Genomic DNA, 14,951 nt, shown 5'->3' with positions numbered 1-14,951 from the left:
GCCCCGGTGCGGGAGCCGGCCGGCCGGCCGGACAGGAGGAAACATGGCAACGGTATCGAGATGGCTGTCGCTGACGCTGGGCGTCGTCCTCGCCGTCGGCGCGATCGGGTCGGGCCCGGCCGCCGCCGCGACGACGGCCGGGGAGCCGCCGCGGAGCTGCATAAGCGCGCCGAGCACCCCGGAGAAGAGCCCCACCGGCGTGATGGTCCGTACCGTCGCGACCAACGACTGCCTCGTCCTCGCGGTCGTCTGGCTGATGCGCTACGAAACCACCGACACCGGCTGGCGGACGGTGCTGGATCGTTACATGGACCCCGGGTCGACGACCCGGCTCGACTTCCCGTGCCGGGCCAGCGGCACCCGGATCTACCGGTCCGTCGTCTGGGACCCGAACATGATGGCCTACCTGACCTCTCCCGAGGTCCGCATCACCTGCTGACCCGCCCACGCGGCCCGCACGTCCGGACGCCCGCGGCGTACCGGTGACACGAGGAGGAGGAACGACATGTCCGCAGGCAATGCCGCCGTCGTGAGCGACGAGACGGCCGTACGGGACGTAGCGCGACGCATCGTGACGGCCTGGGCGGCCAACGACGCCGACGCGTTCGCGGCGATCTTCGTCGAGGACGGCACGCTCATCGGTGACGCCTACATGAAGGGCCGGGAGGAGATCCGCTCCTACATGGCCGCCGGGTTCGCCGGGCCGTACGGGGGGACCCACGTCCTCGTCGAGCCGCTCGACGTCCGCTTCCTGACCGACGACATCGCGCTGCTGGTGACCCAGGGCAGCGTGCTCCTGGAGGGGGAGACCGAGTTCGTCGCCGAGCGCGCCTTCCTCGCCACCTCCACCGTCGTCCGGGTGGACGGGGGGTGGAGCATCGCCGCCTACCAGAACTCCAAGGGCACGGCCAACCGCTGACGACGCGTACGCGGCGGCGGGCCGCCCGGCGTCCGACTGCACCCCGCACCGCCCCTGGGCGGTGCGGGGTGCGTCGGTGCGTCCGGGTGACCCGCCGCCCGGGCTGAGCCCCGCCCGCTCAGGCGGGGCGGGGGAGGCCGGCCGCCAGCGAGCGGTAGGCCTCGGCGGGGGTCAGCGCGGTGCCCCGGTCGAAATTCTCCGTGAACGCGGTCGGGCCGAGCGCGTCGCGCGCGGCCTGAGTGATCCGGTCGACGTCGCCCCGTTCCCCGGCCGGGAGCGGCGCGCCCACCGAGGCCCGCGCCATGGCCGCCGCGCCGAGCAACCGGGCGGCGTCGCCGTGCCGGCCGTCGAGCGTCGCCGTGCCGGCGAGCCCTTCCAGCGCGAGCGCCTGCGCCCGGGGATCGCCGATGGCGGTGGCGACCTCGAACGCCTCGGCGTGCAACTCGTGCGCGTCGCGGGCGGCGCCGCGCTGCTCCGCGACGAAGCCCAGCTCGGCCAGGAGCAGTGCCCGCACCACGTCGGCGTCCAGGCCCGGCTGGCGGGTCCACGCCAGGACGCCGCGCAGCAGCTCCTCGGCGGCGTCCAGCCGGCCCTCGCGGCGGGCCCCGAGCCCGAGGCCGATCTGCGCGTACAGCTCCCCGGGCTTGAAGTTCTGTTCGGCGGCCAGCCGTAGCGCCCGCTCGTGGAACTCCCGGGCCCGGTCGTAGTCGCCGCTGAGCAGCGCGATGCGGCCCAGGCCGGAGAGCCGGTCGGAGGCCTCCAGCCACAGCCCGAGCTCCTCGGCCATCCGCAGGCCCTCCCGGTGCAGCCTGGCCGCCTCCGGGTAGTCGCCGGTCGCCTCCGCCCGCGTGGTCAGCGCGAAGGACGCCTGGAGCTGGCCCCACCGGTCGCCCAACTCGCGGAAGAGCGCCACGCTGCGCGCGCTGTCCCGGCTGGCCGCCTCCAGGTCGCCCCGGGACTGCGCGTGCCCGGCCCGCAGGCTCAACGCCGTCGCCACCCCCCACCGGTCGCCGAGCGTCTCGAACTGCGCCAGCGCGTCGTCGACGAGCTCCTGGCTGGTCGTGACGTCCCCCGTGTTGAGCAGCGCGAGGCCGAGGAAGCAGGTGGCCCGGGCCCGCCCCGCCGGGTCCTCGTCCGGCGGCCAGCCCGCCAACGCCGGGGCCACCAGCGGGGCGTGGTCGCCACCGGCCTCCAGCAGGGCGAGCCCGGCCCGCCAACAGGTGGCCGCCGACCGTACGGAGGCCGGCACCGGACCGGGCACGGCGAGCGCCGCCTCGATCGACCGGCGCGCCTCGCGCAGCCGGCCGCGCAGGTACCGGTACCAGGCCAGCGCGGTCGACAGCTCCAGCGCGCCGGCCGCGTCGTCGTCGGCCAGCGCGCCGTCGAGCGCGCGACGCAGGTTGGCCGTCTCCTGGTCCAGCCGCGCGAGCCAGCGCCGCTGCGCCGCCCCGCGCAGTTCGTCGTCGGCCCGCCGCGCCAGCTCGAGGTAGTGGCGCCGGTGGCGGCGGCGTACCACCGCCACCTCGTCGGCCTCGCGCAGCCGCGCCAGGCAGTACTCGGCGACCGACTCGAGCAGCCGGTAACGCGGCTCACCGGCGCCCTCGGTCATCACCACCAGCGAGCGGTCGACCAGCCGGACGAGCAGCCCGAGCACCTCGTCGGCGGGCAGGTCCGGGTCGGCGCAGACCGCCTCCGCGGCCTCCAGGGTGCAGCCGTCGGCGTGCGCGGCGAGGCGCCGCAGCACCACCCGCTCCGGGTCGGAGAGCAGCTCCCAGCTCCAGTCGATCATCGCGCGCAGGGTCTGCTGGCGCGGTGGGGCACCCCGGTGGCCGCCGGAGAGCAGCCGGAACCGGTCGTCCAGCCGGGTGACCAGCCCGTGCACGCCCAGCGCGCGCACCCGGGTGGCGGCCAGCTCCAGCGCGAGCGGCACCGCGTCGAGGCGGCGGCACAGCTCGGCGACGTCACGGGCGTTGGTCGCGTCCAGGGCGAATCCGGGGGCGGCGGCGGTGGCCCGGGCGACGAAGAGCTGCACCGCGCTGGAACGGGCGAGCACCTCGGGCTCGGTGACCTCCGGGTCGGGCAGCTCCAACGGGGGGACCGGCCAGACCCGCTCACCCGCCACGCCGAGCGGGTCCTGGCTGGTGGCCAGCAGGCGTACGCCCGGGGCGTGCGGCAGCACCCGCTGGGCCAGCTCGGCGACCGGCTCCACGACGTGCTCGCAGTTGTCCAGGACCAGCAGCAGGGACCGGCCGCGCAGCACGTCGACGAGGCGGTCGGCGGGGGTGGCCGGGGCGCCCGTCGGCCCACGGTCGGCCCCGGTGGCCTCGCGGATGCCGAGCACCGCCAGCAGCGACCCGGCCAGCGCGGCGGGGTCGTCCGGGCGCAGCGAGGCCAGCTCGACCAGCCACACCCCGTCCGGGTACGCCTCGACGAGCTGGTGGGCCGCCTCGACCGCCAGCCGGGTCTTGCCCACTCCGCCCGGCCCGACGAGGGTGAGCAGCCGTTCGACGCGCAGCAGTTCGTGGACGTGCCGCACGGCCTCCGCGCGCCCGACCAGCGGGGTCAGCGGAGCGGGCAGGTTGGTCCTCGGCATCACCCGTCCCGTACCCGCCGGGCGCGGCGCGGCCAGCGGATCGTCCGCGCCGTTCGGCTCGGCGCCGCGCGGATCCCTCGCGCCGCTCCTGCCGCCCTGACCGCTCCTGCCGCCCTGACCGCTCCTGCCGCTCTGGTCGCTTGCACCGCTCCCGCCGCTCGGGCCGCCCTGGTCGCTTGCACCGCTCGGGCCGCTCCGGTCGCCCGCGCCGAGCAGCGCCGGGTCGTGCGCCAGGATCGCCCGGTGCAGCGCCACCAGCTCCGGGCCCGGGTCCAGGCCCAGCTCCTCGGCGAGCTGCCGGCGGAAGCGGGCGTAGCTCTCCAGCGCCTCGCCCTGTCGCCCGGCCCGGTAGAGGGCGCGCAGTTGCAGGGCGCGGGCCCGTTCCCGGAACGGATGCCGCGCCACCAGGTCGGCGAGCTCCCCGACCAGCAGCTGGTGCTCGCCGAGGACCAGCCGGGCCTCGGCCCGCTCCTCGACGGCCACCAGGCGCTGCTCCTCCAGCCGGGCGGCCAGCGGGCGGGTGAACGGCTCGTCGGCGAAGTCGGCCAGCACCGGGCCACGCCACAGGGCCAGGGCCTCGTCCAGCAGCGCGACCCGGGCGGGTGGGGCGGTCGTGCCGGTGGCCCGCTCGACCAGCGCGCCGAACCGGTCGGCGTCGGTCTGCCCGGGTGCGGTGCGCAGCAGATATCCGGGCGGTCGGGACACCACCGCGTCCCTGCCGCCGGCCTCCGCGTCGTTCAACGCCCGCCGCAGCTGCCAGACCTTGGTCTGTAGCGCACCGCTGGGATTGGCCGGCCGGCGCTCGCCCCACAGGTCCTCGACCAGCCGGTCGACGGGCACGGGGCGGCCCTGGTGCGCCAGCAGGTCGGCGAGCAGGACACGAACCTTCAGATCGGGCACGGTGACCGGTGCGCCGTCCGTCGTCCAGACCGCCAACGGACCGAGGAGCCCGAAACGCATGGCGTCACCGTAGCGCAGCGCACCGACGACGGGCGGTCACGGCGCGGCGCGGCGGCGCGGCGACCGGGAGCGCACCCGGAGAAGACCGGGAGTGGACCGGGAGCGGTGGGCGGCAGAGTGGGACCGGCGACGGATCCGGCCCGGCGAGGCGAGGGAGGCACACCGGGTGTCGCGGCGCGGGCGGCATGCGCGCCCCGGCCGTTGGTCCCGGTCGACCACCGTGAGGCGGCCGGAAGGGCTGGCGACGCGGGCGCGGGAGCGTGCCCAGGGCGCCGGTCGGCGCCCGTGCCGTGCGACGGCCCGCGCCACCTCGGTACGCCGGAGAGCCCGCGCCGTCGCCGCCGCTCCCGGACAGGGGAGCGTCCGTGACCACGAATGGAGAGACAGCATGAACCTGCCGACGATCGTGTCGCAGTCGGAATGGGACACCGCCCGGGAGCGGCTGCTCGCCAAGGAGAAGGAGGCGACCCGGGCCCGGGACGCGCTGGCCGCGGAGCGCCGCAGGCAGCCCATGACACGGATCCACAAGGAATACGTCTTCGAGGGCCCGGGCGGCAAGGCCAACCTGGCCGACATCTTCGACGGCCGGCGGCAGCTGATCGTCTACCACTTCATGCTCAGGCCGGGCGAGTCGCACTACTGCGAGGGGTGCTCGATGTTCGTCGACAACCTCGGCCACCCCGCCCATCTGAACGCCCGGGACACCACCCTGGCGCTGATCTCCCGGGCGCCGCTGGCGGAGATCACCCCGCTCAAGGAGCGGATGGGCTGGACGCTGCCCTGGTACTCGTCCCACGGCACCGACTTCAACACCGACCTCGGGCTCACCACGAAGGCGGGGGAGGCGTTCGGGCTGAGCGTCTTCCTGCGCGACGGCGACGAGGTGTACCGCACCTACTTCACCTCGGAGCGGGGCGTCGAGGCGCTCGGCAGCAACTGGTCGCTGCTCGACCTCACCCCGCTCGGCCGCCAGGAGACCTGGGAGGACACCCCGGACGGGCGCCCGCAGGAGGAGCCGTACGGCTGGTGGCGGCTGCACGACGAGTACGACAACTAGGCGCCGCACCGATACGGAGGAAGGACCACGATGGATGTGAACGCGAGCGAGGCGGAACCGAGAGCGGGCCGGCGCGAGTGGATCGGCCTGGCCGTGCTCACGCTGCCCACCCTGCTGCTGTCTCTGGATCTCAACGTTCTCTACCTGGCGCTACCGCAGCTGAGCGCCGACCTGGCGCCGGACGCCGCCCAGCTGCTCTGGATCATGGACATCTACGGCTTCATGATCGCCGGATTCCTGGTGACCATGGGGACCCTCGGTGACCGGATCGGCCGTCGCCGGCTGCTCATGATCGGCGCGGCGGCCTTCGGCGTGGCGTCGGTGATCGCCGCCTACTCGAGCAGCGCCGAGATGTTGATCGCCACCCGGGCGCTGCTGGGCGTTGCCGGGGCGACCCTGATGCCTTCCACGCTGTCGCTGATCAGCAACATGTTCCGCAACCCGCAGCAGCGCACCATGGCCATCGGCCTCTGGATGAGCTGCTTCATGATCGGCGCGATCATCGGACCGCTGGTCGGCGGTGTGCTGCTCGAGTCGTTCTGGTGGGGCGGGGTCTTCCTGCTGGGCGTACCGGTGATGGTCGTGCTGCTGGTGGCCGCGCCGCTGCTGCTGCCCGAGTACCGCAACCCGGAGGCCGGGCGGCTCGACCTGTTCAGCGTGGTGCTCTCGCTGGCCACCATCCTGCCCTTCGTCTACGGTCTCAAGGAGCTGGCGAAGGACGGCTTCGGCGTCCGGCCGGTCCTGGCGATGGTCGCCGGTGTGGTGATCGGCGTGATCTTCGTGGCGCGGCAGCGCCGCCTCACCAGCCCGCTGCTCGAGGTGCGGCTGTTCGCCAACCGGACCTTCAGCGCGGCCCTGGGCATCATGCTGCTCGGTGGGTCGACCATCGGCGGCATCGCGCTGCTCTTCGCCCAGTACGCCCAGCTGGTCGAGGGCCTCTCCCCGCTGCGGGCCGGGCTCTGGATGCTGCCGTACGCGGTGTCCATGCTGGTCGGTTCGATGCTCGCGCCGCTGATCGCGCAGAAGTTCGCCCCGGGCTACGTGGTCGCCGGCGGCATGGCGATCGCCGCGGTCGGCTTCGCGCTGCTGAGCCAGGTGGGCACCGCCGGTGGGCTCGGCCTCGCGGTGACCGGTCTGGTGATCGTCTACCTCGGCTTCGGTCCCGGTGCCGTGCTGGGCACGGACCTGATCATCGGGGCGGCGCCGCCCGAACGGGCCGGCTCGGCGTCGTCGATGTCGGAGACGAGCACCGAGCTGGGGGTGGCGCTCGGCGTCGCCGTACTGGGCAGCGTCGGCACCGCCGTCTACCGCAGCGAGATCGCCCCGGCCCTCGCCGCCGACCTGCCCGCGCAGGTCAGGGAGGCGGCCGGCGATTCGCTGGCCGGCGCGAGCGCGGTGACCGGGCAGCTCTCCGAGCAGACCGGCAGCGCCCTGCTGGAGGCCGCCAGGGCGGCGTTCACCAGCGGGTTCAACATGGCCGGGTTGGTCAGCGCGGTGATCGCGGTGATCCTGGCCGTGGCCTCGGCGCTGCTGCTGCGCCGAGTACGCCCGGCGGCCGAGGAACCGGTCGTCGATGCCCCGGCGGTCCCGGCCGGTGGCACCGACGAGACGCCCGCGTCGGCCCGGCGCTGACGGGTCGGTCGCGGCGCGACCGTGCGGCCGGGGTGGAGCGCTCCACCCCGGCCGCACGCCGTTCGCGTACGTTCCGGGCGGCACCCGGAGCTGCCGCGGGTCGCCCGGCGGGCCCCGCGTCCCCCGCCGGCGGCGCCGGCGGACCGGGTGCGCGTACGACGGCGCCGCCCGACCCCGGTGGGGTCGGGCGGCGCCTCCGTGTCGGGACGTCAGTTCGCGCCGGTGTCGGGCAGGGCCAGCCACCACGGGTTCTCCCGGGCCCAGTGCACCGTCCGCTCCAGGCCGGTACGCAACGGCACCTCGCACTTCCAGCCCAGCACGGTGCGCGCCTTCGTGGTGTCCGGGATCCGCCGGGCCAGGTCCTCGTAGGCGCTGCCCAGCGCCCGGCTGGTGTCCACGTCGGCCACCGCGGCGGTGCCGGTGAGCGTGCCGATCATCTCCGCCACCTCGCCGATGGTGTTCTCCACCATGCTGCCGATGTTGAACGACTCGCCGAGCGCCGCCGGGCTGGTGGCGGCGGCGAGCGTACCGGCGACGGCGTCGTCGACGAAGGTGAAGCAGCGGGTCTGCCGCCCCTGGTCGTAGACCACCACCGGGCGCCCGTTCAACGCCCGGTGCACGGAGCGGCTGACCAGGTACGCCGGGCGCTGCCGGGGACCGTAGACGTTGAAGTAGCGGACGATGGTGGCCGCCAGCCCGTGCTGCCGGGCGAAGGCGTACGTCAGGTGCTCGGTGAGGGCCTTGCTCGACGAGTACGTCCAGCGGTCGGCGGACGTCGCGCCGAGCACCCGGTCGTCCTCCTCCGCCCACGGCACCGCCGGGTTCTTGCCGAAGACCTCGCTGGTGCTGGCCAGCACGACGCGGGCGCCGGCCCGGCAGGCCAGGTCCAGCACGTTGCGGGTACCGGTGAAGTTGATGTCGACGACGTCCAGCGGGCGGGACAGGTACTGGTCGACGCCCACCACGGCGGCCAGGTGGTAGACGACGTCGACGCCGGAGGTGATGGCCTCGGCCAACCCCTCCGGGTCGCGCACGTCGCCCTCCACCAGCCGGGCGTGCGCCGCGGCCGGCGAACGTCCCACCGGCGGCGCCGGGCCGTCGAAGACGGTGACGTCGTCGCCGCGCTCCAGCAGCCGGTCCACCAGGTGACCGCCGATGAAGCCGTGCCCGCCGGTCACCACCACCCGCGCGCTCACCGGCCGATCCCCCGGTAGTGGTACCCGGCGGCCCGCAGCCCGGCGATCCTGTCCTTCGGGAAGTACGCGCGCCCGTCGAGCACCAGGCACGGCCGGGCCACCGGCAGCGCCGCGTAGTCGATCTCGGTGAACCGCCGGTGGTGGGCCAGGACGGCCAGGCAGTCCGCGCCCCGCACCGCCTCGTCGAGGTCGGCGACCGGCCGCAGGCCGAAGAGCTTCTCCGCCTCGTCCGGGTCGACCAGGGGATCGTGCAGGCGGACCTCGCAGCCGGCCTCGCGCAGGGCCGCGACGGCCGGCAGCGTCGGGGTGGCCCGCAGGTCGCCGGTGTCGTTCTTGAACGCCAGCCCCAGCACGGTCACCGTCGCCGTCTCCGCCGGCCTGCCGAGAGCGGCCAGCTCGTCCAGGACCAGGCGCGCCGTGTAGCCCGGCATCCCCGCGTTCACCTGCCGACCGGCCGGCGCGGTGAGGATCTCCAGTCCCCGCTCCCGCGCCGAGTGCCAGACCATCCAGGGGTCCTTGGTCAGGCAGGAGCCGCCCACCCCGACGCTGGGCAGTAGGATGTTGATGTTGCTCTTGCCCTTCGGGATGCTGTTGGCGGCGGCGATCACGTCCAGCACGTCGACGTCGAACAGCGCGCTGAACTTGGCCAGCTCGTTGGCGAGCGCGATGTTGAGGTCGATCCACCAGTTGTCGGCGAGCTTGACGATCTCCGCCGCCTCCAGCGAGTCCACCGGGATCACGTCCACCCCCAGCGCCCGCTGCCAGAAATCGCCGGCCGCCCGGGTGCTGTCGGCGTCCAGGCCGCCGGCGACGATGGGGAACGTCCGCAGCTCTCGCAGCGCGGTGCCCTCGGCGAGCCGCTCCGGGGTGAAGGCGATCCCGAAGTCCTTGCCGCCGTTCAGCCCGCCGCGCTCCAGCAGCGGCAGGACGAAGTCCCGGGTGGTGCCCGGCGGGACCGTGCTCTTGATCACGACCAGTTGGCCGGGTCGCAGGTGGCGGGCCAGCTCGACGCAGGCGCCGCGGAGCTGCTCGTCGGCGAGCGAGCCGTCGCGGCGCACCGGCGTGCCGACGGTGACGAGGACGACGTCGGTCTCCGCCAGCGCCGCGTAGTCGGTGGTCACCCGCAGCCGGCCGCCCTCGATGCCGGCGCGGACCAGCTCCGGCAGGCCGGGTTCCTCGAACCGGCAGTGCCCGGCGCGCAGCTCGTCGACCAGGTGCGGGTCGACGTCCACGCCCACCACGTCCAGGCCCCGTTCGGCCAGGACCGCGGCGATGCAGGACCCGACGTAGCCGAGCCCGACGACCGCCACCCGAGGATCTCGTCGGTCGGACAGAACGCCCATCTGTGCTCCAATCAGGGAAGCTGACGGGTCCCAGGCCGGGATCCCGCCGGTCAGCCGTAGGTCTTGACGAACTCCCGGATGGACGAGACGACGTAGTCGATCATCTCGTCGGTGAGCCCGGGGAAGACCCCGACGTGGAAGGTCTGGCTGGTCACGATGTCGCTGTTGGTCAGCTCGCCGACCACCCGGTACTGCTGGTCGGCGTACGCGGGATGGCGGGTCAGGTTGCCCGCGAACAGCCGCCGCGTGCCGATCTTGCGGTCCTCCAGGAAGCCCACCAGCTCGGGCACGTCGAACGGCGCCCCCGGCTCCACGGTGATCACGAAGCCGTACCAGCTCGGGTCGCTGCGCGGCGTGGCCTCGGGCAGCAGCAGGTGCGGCACCCCGTCCAGGCCCTCGCGCAGGCGCCGCCAGTTGTGCCGCCGGGCGGCGCAGAACTCGTCCACCCGGGCCAGCTGGGCCAACCCCAGGGCGGCCTGGAGGTCGGTGGTCTTCAGGTTGTACCCGACGTGCGAGTAGATGTACTTGTGGTCGTAGCCCTCCGGGAGGGTGCCCAGCTGGTGCTCGAACCGCTTCATGCAGGTGTTGCTCTTGCCCGGGTCGCACCAGCAGTCCCGGCCCCAGTCGCGCAGCGACTCCACGATCCGGGCCAGGGCCAGGTTGTTGGTGACCACGCAGCCGCCCTCGCCCATCGTCATGTGGTGGGCCGGGTAGAAGCTCGCCGAGGCCAGGTCGCCGAAGCTGCCGGTGGGCCGGCCGTCGTAGAAGGAACCGACCGCGTCGCAGTTGTCCTCGATGAGGAACAGGTCGTGCTCCTTGGCGAGCTGCGCCATCTCGGCGACCGCGAACGGGTTGCCCACCGCGTGGGCCAGGATGATGGCCCTGGTCTTCGGGCCGATCGCGGCGGCCACCCGCTCGACGGTGGCGTTGTAGGTGCCCAGCTCGATGTCGACGAAGACCGGCACCAGCCCGTTCTGCAGGATCGGGTTGACCGTGGTGGGGAACCCGGCCGCCACCGTGATCACCTCGTCGCCCCGGCGTAGCCGCCGGTCGCCCAGCTGGGCGGAGGTGAGCGCCGAGACCGCCAGCAGATTGGCCGAGGAGCCGGAGTTGCACAGGTGCGCCTTGCGGACCCGCAGCTTGCGGGCGAAGGCCGACTCGAACCGGCGGGCGTTCTGCCCGGACGCGATGCGCAGGTCCAGCGCGGCCTCGACCAGCGCCACCCGCTCCTCGGCGCCCAGCACCGCGCCCGAGGGCCAGATCTCGGTCTCCCCCGGGACGAACGGCCGCTCCTGTTGGACCTCCTGGTGGTACTTGCGGACGCTGTCCAGCAGCAGTGCCTTGGGGTCGCTCATCCCATCTTCCTCTCGGATCGTGCCCGGCAGCGGGCGTCGGTCGGCGGCCGTACGGGCGTCATGCGGCGAACTCGATCCGGCTGTGGTCGCCGACCACCAGCCGGCTCCCGGCCGCCGGGCTGAGGCTGACCGTGGCGGAGCGGCCGATCAGGCAGCCGCGCAGCCCACGGACGGCGGTGATCGAGGCGTCCGCCAGCACGATCGAGTCGGCCACCTCGGCGTCGACGAGCCGGCAGCCGGGCCCGATCGCGGTGTGCGGGCCGATCCGGCAGCCCTCGACCACGGCGCCCGCGCCGATGACCACCGGCCCCTCGACGCGGCTGGCGACGATGCGGGCGCCCGGCTCCACGACCACGGCGCCGGTCAGCTCGCTGGCCGGATCGACGCTGCCGGCGACCGCGCGCGGCTGGCCGTCGAGCAGGTGCCGGTTGCAGGCCAGCAGGTCCGCCACCTGGCCGGTGTCGCGCCAGTACCCGTCGTACTCACTGGCGCGCACCTCGGCGCCGCTGGTGACCAGCCACTGCACCGCGTCGGTGATCTCCAGCTCGCCGCGCGCGCTGGGCGTGATGGCGTCGACGCCGGCGTGGATGGCCGGCGTGAAGAAGTAGACGCCGACCAGGGCGAGGTCCCCGCGCGGCTGCCGGGGCTTCTCCACCAGGCGGCGTACCGTGCCGTCGGGGTCGAGCTCGACGATGCCGAAGGCGCGCGGATCGTCCACCTTGTGCACGAGCACCTGGGCCGCCGGTCGGTGGCGGCGGAACTGGTCGGCGTACCGGGCCACGCCGTCGGGCAGCATGACGTCGCCGAGGTACATGACGAAGTCGTCGTCGCCGAGGAACGGCCGGGCCAGCCGGACACAGTCGGCCAGCCCGCGGGGCCGGTCCTGACGCAGGTAGGTCAGCCGCACCCCGAGGCGGGAGCCGTCGGAGAGGACCTCGCGGATCTGGTCCGCCCAGGCGCCCACGATCACGCCGATCTCGGTCACGCCGGCGTCGCGGACGTTCTCCAGCACGTGCTCCAGGACCGGCTTGTTCGCCACCGGGACGAGCTGCTTGGGCATCGAGTGGCTCAGCGGGCGCAGCCGGGTGCCGGCGCCGCCGGAGAGCACCAGGGCCTTCATCGCGTCCCCCCGGCGCCCCGCCGCCCGGGTGGGCCGGCCACCGGCCGCGCCGTCCGGTCAGTCACCGGTGCCGCCCTGCCGCTGCTCGACGGACTTGCGCAGGCCGTCGACGACCGTTCGTACGTCTGCATCGTCCAGTCCCTGGTGGAGCGGTAGGAGGAGGGTGGTCCGCGCCGCCTCGTCGGCGCCGGGCAGGTGCCAGCCGGCGCCGTACGCGGGCACCTTGTGCAGCGGCGCGTAGCGGAACGTGGTGTAGATGCCGATGTCGAGCAGGTCGGCGGCCACCTGGTCGCGGATCTCCGGGTCGAGCTGCACCCAGTAGAAGTAGTGCGAGCTGCGCTGCCCGGCGGGCAACGGCGGGGGGAGCCGGACGCCCTCGACATCGGCGAGCAGGCGGTCGTACTCCGCGGCGATCTCCCGCCGGCGCGCGACGAACCCGGGCAGGCGGCGGAGCTGGACCAGGCCGATCGCCGCGGTGAGGTCGTTGCCGACCACCCGGCGGCCGAACTCGCGCACGTCCAGCTCCCACCAGCGGTGCGGCACCCCCTTGCCGGCGGCCGAGAAGCCGCTGGCGTGCTCCAGGCCGTGGTACGCCAGGCGGTGGGCCCGCCGGGCCAGTTCCGCGTCGCGTACGTGCAGCATCCCGCCGTCGCCGGTGACCAGGATCTTCATCGCGTCGAAGCTCCACATGGCGATGTCGCCGAAGCTGCCGCAGGGACGCCCGTCGACGGTCGACGCGACGGCGCACGCCGCGTCCTCCACCAGGGCGACCCCGCGCCGGCGGCACAGCTCGGCGATCTCGGCCACCTCGCCGGGAACGCCGCCGTAGTGCAGCAGGATGACCGCCTTCGTGGTGGGGGTCAGGGCCCGCTCCACGTCGGTGACGGAGGGGTTGAGCGTGCGCGGGTCGACGTCGCAGAAGACCGGCCGGGCGCCGGCAGAGGCGATGGCGTTGGCGGCGCCGACGAAGCTGATCGAGGGCAGCACCACCTCGTCACCGGGCCCGAGCGCCAGCAGCTCCACGGCGAGGAAGAGCCCGGCCGTGGCCGAGTTGATGAAGATGGTGCGCTCGGGCACCAGCCCGGCGTGCGCGGCGAACTCCTGCTCGAACTCCCTGGTACGCGGCCCGTGCCCCAGCCAGCTGCTGTCGAAGACGGCGCGCACGGCGGCGAGCTCCTCGGCGCCGAGGGTCGGCTGGAAGACGTTGATCATCGCTTCTCCTGTCGTCGAGGACGCCCGTGCACCGGCAGCGACGCGGGGGCGGCGGCGGGCAGCCGGCAGCGGGGCGGCGCGGGGCGCGCCACCCGGGTGGGCCGCGGGCGGGCGGTGCGGGAGCGGAGGGTGCCGGCGGGCGTGCGCGGGGGCCCGCCCGCCGGCGGCGACGGCGGTGCCGGATCAGGCCCGGTACCGCCGGGTGAGCTTCTCCAGCACCGGCACGGTCTCGGTCGGGCTGGGCGTGGCGAGCAGGTCGTCGTAGAGGGAGTCGGCCCCCTGCCGGAACGCCGGCTCGTCCAGCACGCGGACGAGCTGCTTGCGCATCGCGTCCACGGAGAGGTTCTTGATGTCCAGGACCAGTCCCGCGCCGCGCCCGGCGACGCAGCGGGCGGTCACCGACGACTCGATGTGCTTCGTGGCCATCGACCACTCCAGGCCGTCGGCCTCGATGGTGATCATGCCGTTGTCGTCGTCGGAGTCGGTGATCAGCTGCGGCACCCGCAGCGCCACCGCGCTGGCGAAGGTGCCCATGCCGCCGTGGTGCACCATCGCCGAACAGGACGGCAGCAGCTGGGTCAGGGGCAGGTAGTCCACCGCGCGGACGTTCTTCGGCAGGGTCGGCATGCCGGCCAGCTGGTCGGCGTTGAGCGTCGCGACCACCTCGACGTCCAGGTCGGAGACCATCTCCAGCAGGCCGGGCACGTGGTCCCAGCCGCCCTTGAAGTACATCCGCTGGGACAGCCCGAGGGAGAGCGCGACGCGGGGCCGCTCCGGCCGGTGGTGCAGCCACCGGGGCAGCACCGTCTGCCCCGAGTAGGGCACCCAGCGCGTCGGCACGGTCCGGACGCTGGTGGGCAGGCGTACGCCCGGGGGAGTGGGGTCGACGGTCCACTGGCCCAGCAGCAGCTCGTCGTCGATCTCCAGCCCGTACCGCTCGGCGGCCGGCCGCATGGTCTCGACCAGCGGGTTCTCCTCCGGGCCCGGGCCCGGTCGGGCGGCGGCCTCGGCGAAGCGGTCCATGGTCGAGGCGAAGTAGTCCAACCCCCAGAGCAGCCGCGCCTGCGCCGCACCGGCGACGCGCGCCGCCACCGCGCCGGCCGGGAAGCACGGGTCCCAGAGCACCAGGTCGGGCTGCCACTCGCGGGCGAAGGCGACCAGGTCGTCGAGGACCGGGTGCGGGTCGCGGGCGGTGGACCCGACCGGGTGGAAGTCCCACATGGACGGCAGCATGAACTGGTAGAAGACGTCCCAGACCTCCTTGTCCGCCGGGGTCAGCTCCAGCGCCTCGGTGATCCGGTCGAGGCGCTGCTTGACGCTGCGCGGCTGCGGTCGACCGGGGCCCATCGGCATGATCTCCGGGTCGCCGACCGCGACCGGGGTCAGCCCGACCGCCAGCGTGCTCTCCGCCAGGACGGGGTGGGACGCGACGCGGACCTCGTGGCCGGCGCTCTGCAACGCCCACGCGAGCGGAACCAGCGGGTACAGGTGGGCCGGGTTGGGCCACAGGGCGAACACGACGCGCATGTCTCTCCTCGGTTGTGCGGTCCTGGTGGGTGCGGTG

The 14,951-nt window shown here is 74.2% G+C and carries 11 protein-coding genes; 4 read left to right on the top strand and 7 right to left on the bottom strand.

Translation table 11 applies throughout. From position 1 onward, the window contains the following. Positions 1-43 precede the first annotated feature (43 nt). Together EV374_RS21780 and EV374_RS21775 are read left to right on the top strand one after the other, a co-directional pair. Positions 44-439: a hypothetical protein gene (locus EV374_RS21780; RefSeq protein ID WP_132238242.1), complete on the top strand. Its 396-nt coding sequence runs from the start codon at positions 44-46 to the stop codon at positions 437-439. 66 nt (positions 440-505) lie between these two features. Next, a complete protein-coding gene (locus EV374_RS21775; RefSeq protein ID WP_132238240.1) occupies positions 506-919 on the top strand; it encodes an SgcJ/EcaC family oxidoreductase in 414 nt (137 codons plus the stop codon). A gap of 118 nt (positions 920-1,037) precedes the next feature. On the opposite strand, the gene EV374_RS21770 is transcribed toward EV374_RS21775, so the two are convergent. Next, positions 1,038-4,472 (bottom strand): BTAD domain-containing putative transcriptional regulator, encoded by a 3,435-nt coding sequence (locus EV374_RS21770; protein ID WP_132238238.1) that lies wholly within the window; start codon positions 4,470-4,472, stop codon positions 1,038-1,040. A gap of 388 nt (positions 4,473-4,860) precedes the next feature. Between EV374_RS21770 and EV374_RS21765 the strand changes: the two genes are divergently transcribed. Further along, complete coding sequence (locus EV374_RS21765) at positions 4,861-5,529, top strand: DUF899 domain-containing protein (RefSeq protein WP_132238236.1); 669 nt, start codon at positions 4,861-4,863, stop codon at positions 5,527-5,529. 30 nt (positions 5,530-5,559) lie between these two features. After that, entirely contained in the window at positions 5,560-7,161 is a 1,602-nt protein-coding gene (locus tag EV374_RS21760) for an MFS transporter (RefSeq protein WP_132238234.1), read from the top strand. A gap of 209 nt (positions 7,162-7,370) precedes the next feature. On the opposite strand, the gene EV374_RS21755 is transcribed toward EV374_RS21760, so the two are convergent. The 6 genes from EV374_RS21755 to EV374_RS21730 all read right to left on the bottom strand — a co-directional run bounded on the left by EV374_RS21755 (position 7,371) and on the right by EV374_RS21730 (position 14,914). Then, positions 7,371-8,357, bottom strand: a complete 987-nt coding sequence (locus tag EV374_RS21755; protein ID WP_132238232.1) for an NAD-dependent epimerase/dehydratase family protein — start codon at positions 8,355-8,357, stop codon at positions 7,371-7,373. Then, entirely contained in the window at positions 8,354-9,700 is a 1,347-nt protein-coding gene (locus EV374_RS21750) for a nucleotide sugar dehydrogenase (RefSeq protein ID WP_132238230.1), read from the bottom strand. Before EV374_RS21750 ends, EV374_RS21755 begins: the two co-directional genes overlap by 4 nt. A 50-nt stretch (positions 9,701-9,750) precedes the next feature. Beyond that, the gene (gene rfbH, locus EV374_RS21745; RefSeq protein WP_132238228.1) at positions 9,751-11,055 is read right to left on the bottom strand and encodes a lipopolysaccharide biosynthesis protein RfbH; all 1,305 of its coding nucleotides are present in this window, start codon (positions 11,053-11,055) and stop codon (positions 9,751-9,753) included. A gap of 58 nt (positions 11,056-11,113) precedes the next feature. Continuing rightward, the gene (locus EV374_RS21740; protein WP_132238226.1) at positions 11,114-12,175 is read right to left on the bottom strand and encodes a glucose-1-phosphate thymidylyltransferase; all 1,062 of its coding nucleotides are present in this window, start codon (positions 12,173-12,175) and stop codon (positions 11,114-11,116) included. Between the two features lie 57 nt (positions 12,176-12,232). Beyond that, positions 12,233-13,387 carry a DegT/DnrJ/EryC1/StrS aminotransferase family protein gene (locus tag EV374_RS21735; RefSeq protein WP_132238224.1) on the bottom strand — a complete coding sequence of 385 codons (1,155 nt, stop codon included), beginning with the start codon at positions 13,385-13,387 and terminating at the stop codon, positions 12,233-12,235. 183 nt (positions 13,388-13,570) lie between these two features. Next, complete coding sequence (locus tag EV374_RS21730) at positions 13,571-14,914, bottom strand: nucleotide disphospho-sugar-binding domain-containing protein (protein ID WP_132238222.1); 1,344 nt, start codon at positions 14,912-14,914, stop codon at positions 13,571-13,573. Positions 14,915-14,951: the final 37 nt, after the last annotated feature.

The sequence above is a fragment of the Micromonospora sp. CNZ303 genome, from assembly GCF_004345505.1.
Note: the sequence above shows the minus strand (reverse complement) of the source record. Positions and strands in the feature narration are given on the sequence as shown.

Coding starts and splice junctions, on each gene's coding strand:
- EV374_RS21775 (WP_132238240.1), top strand. CDS start 506: ATGTCCGCAGGCAATGCCGCCGTCGTGAGCGACGAGACGGCCGTACGG.
- EV374_RS21735 (WP_132238224.1), bottom strand. CDS start 13,387: ATGATCAACGTCTTCCAGCCGACCCTCGGCGCCGAGGAGCTCGCCGCC.
- EV374_RS21730 (WP_132238222.1), bottom strand. CDS start 14,914: ATGCGCGTCGTGTTCGCCCTGTGGCCCAACCCGGCCCACCTGTACCCG.
- EV374_RS21740 (WP_132238226.1), bottom strand. CDS start 12,175: ATGAAGGCCCTGGTGCTCTCCGGCGGCGCCGGCACCCGGCTGCGCCCG.
- EV374_RS21770 (WP_132238238.1), bottom strand. CDS start 4,472: ATGCGTTTCGGGCTCCTCGGTCCGTTGGCGGTCTGGACGACGGACGGC.
- EV374_RS21760 (WP_132238234.1), top strand. CDS start 5,560: ATGGATGTGAACGCGAGCGAGGCGGAACCGAGAGCGGGCCGGCGCGAG.
- EV374_RS21750 (WP_132238230.1), bottom strand. CDS start 9,700: ATGGGCGTTCTGTCCGACCGACGAGATCCTCGGGTGGCGGTCGTCGGG.
- rfbH (WP_132238228.1), bottom strand. CDS start 11,055: ATGAGCGACCCCAAGGCACTGCTGCTGGACAGCGTCCGCAAGTACCAC.
- EV374_RS21765 (WP_132238236.1), top strand. CDS start 4,861: ATGAACCTGCCGACGATCGTGTCGCAGTCGGAATGGGACACCGCCCGG.
- EV374_RS21780 (WP_132238242.1), top strand. CDS start 44: ATGGCAACGGTATCGAGATGGCTGTCGCTGACGCTGGGCGTCGTCCTC.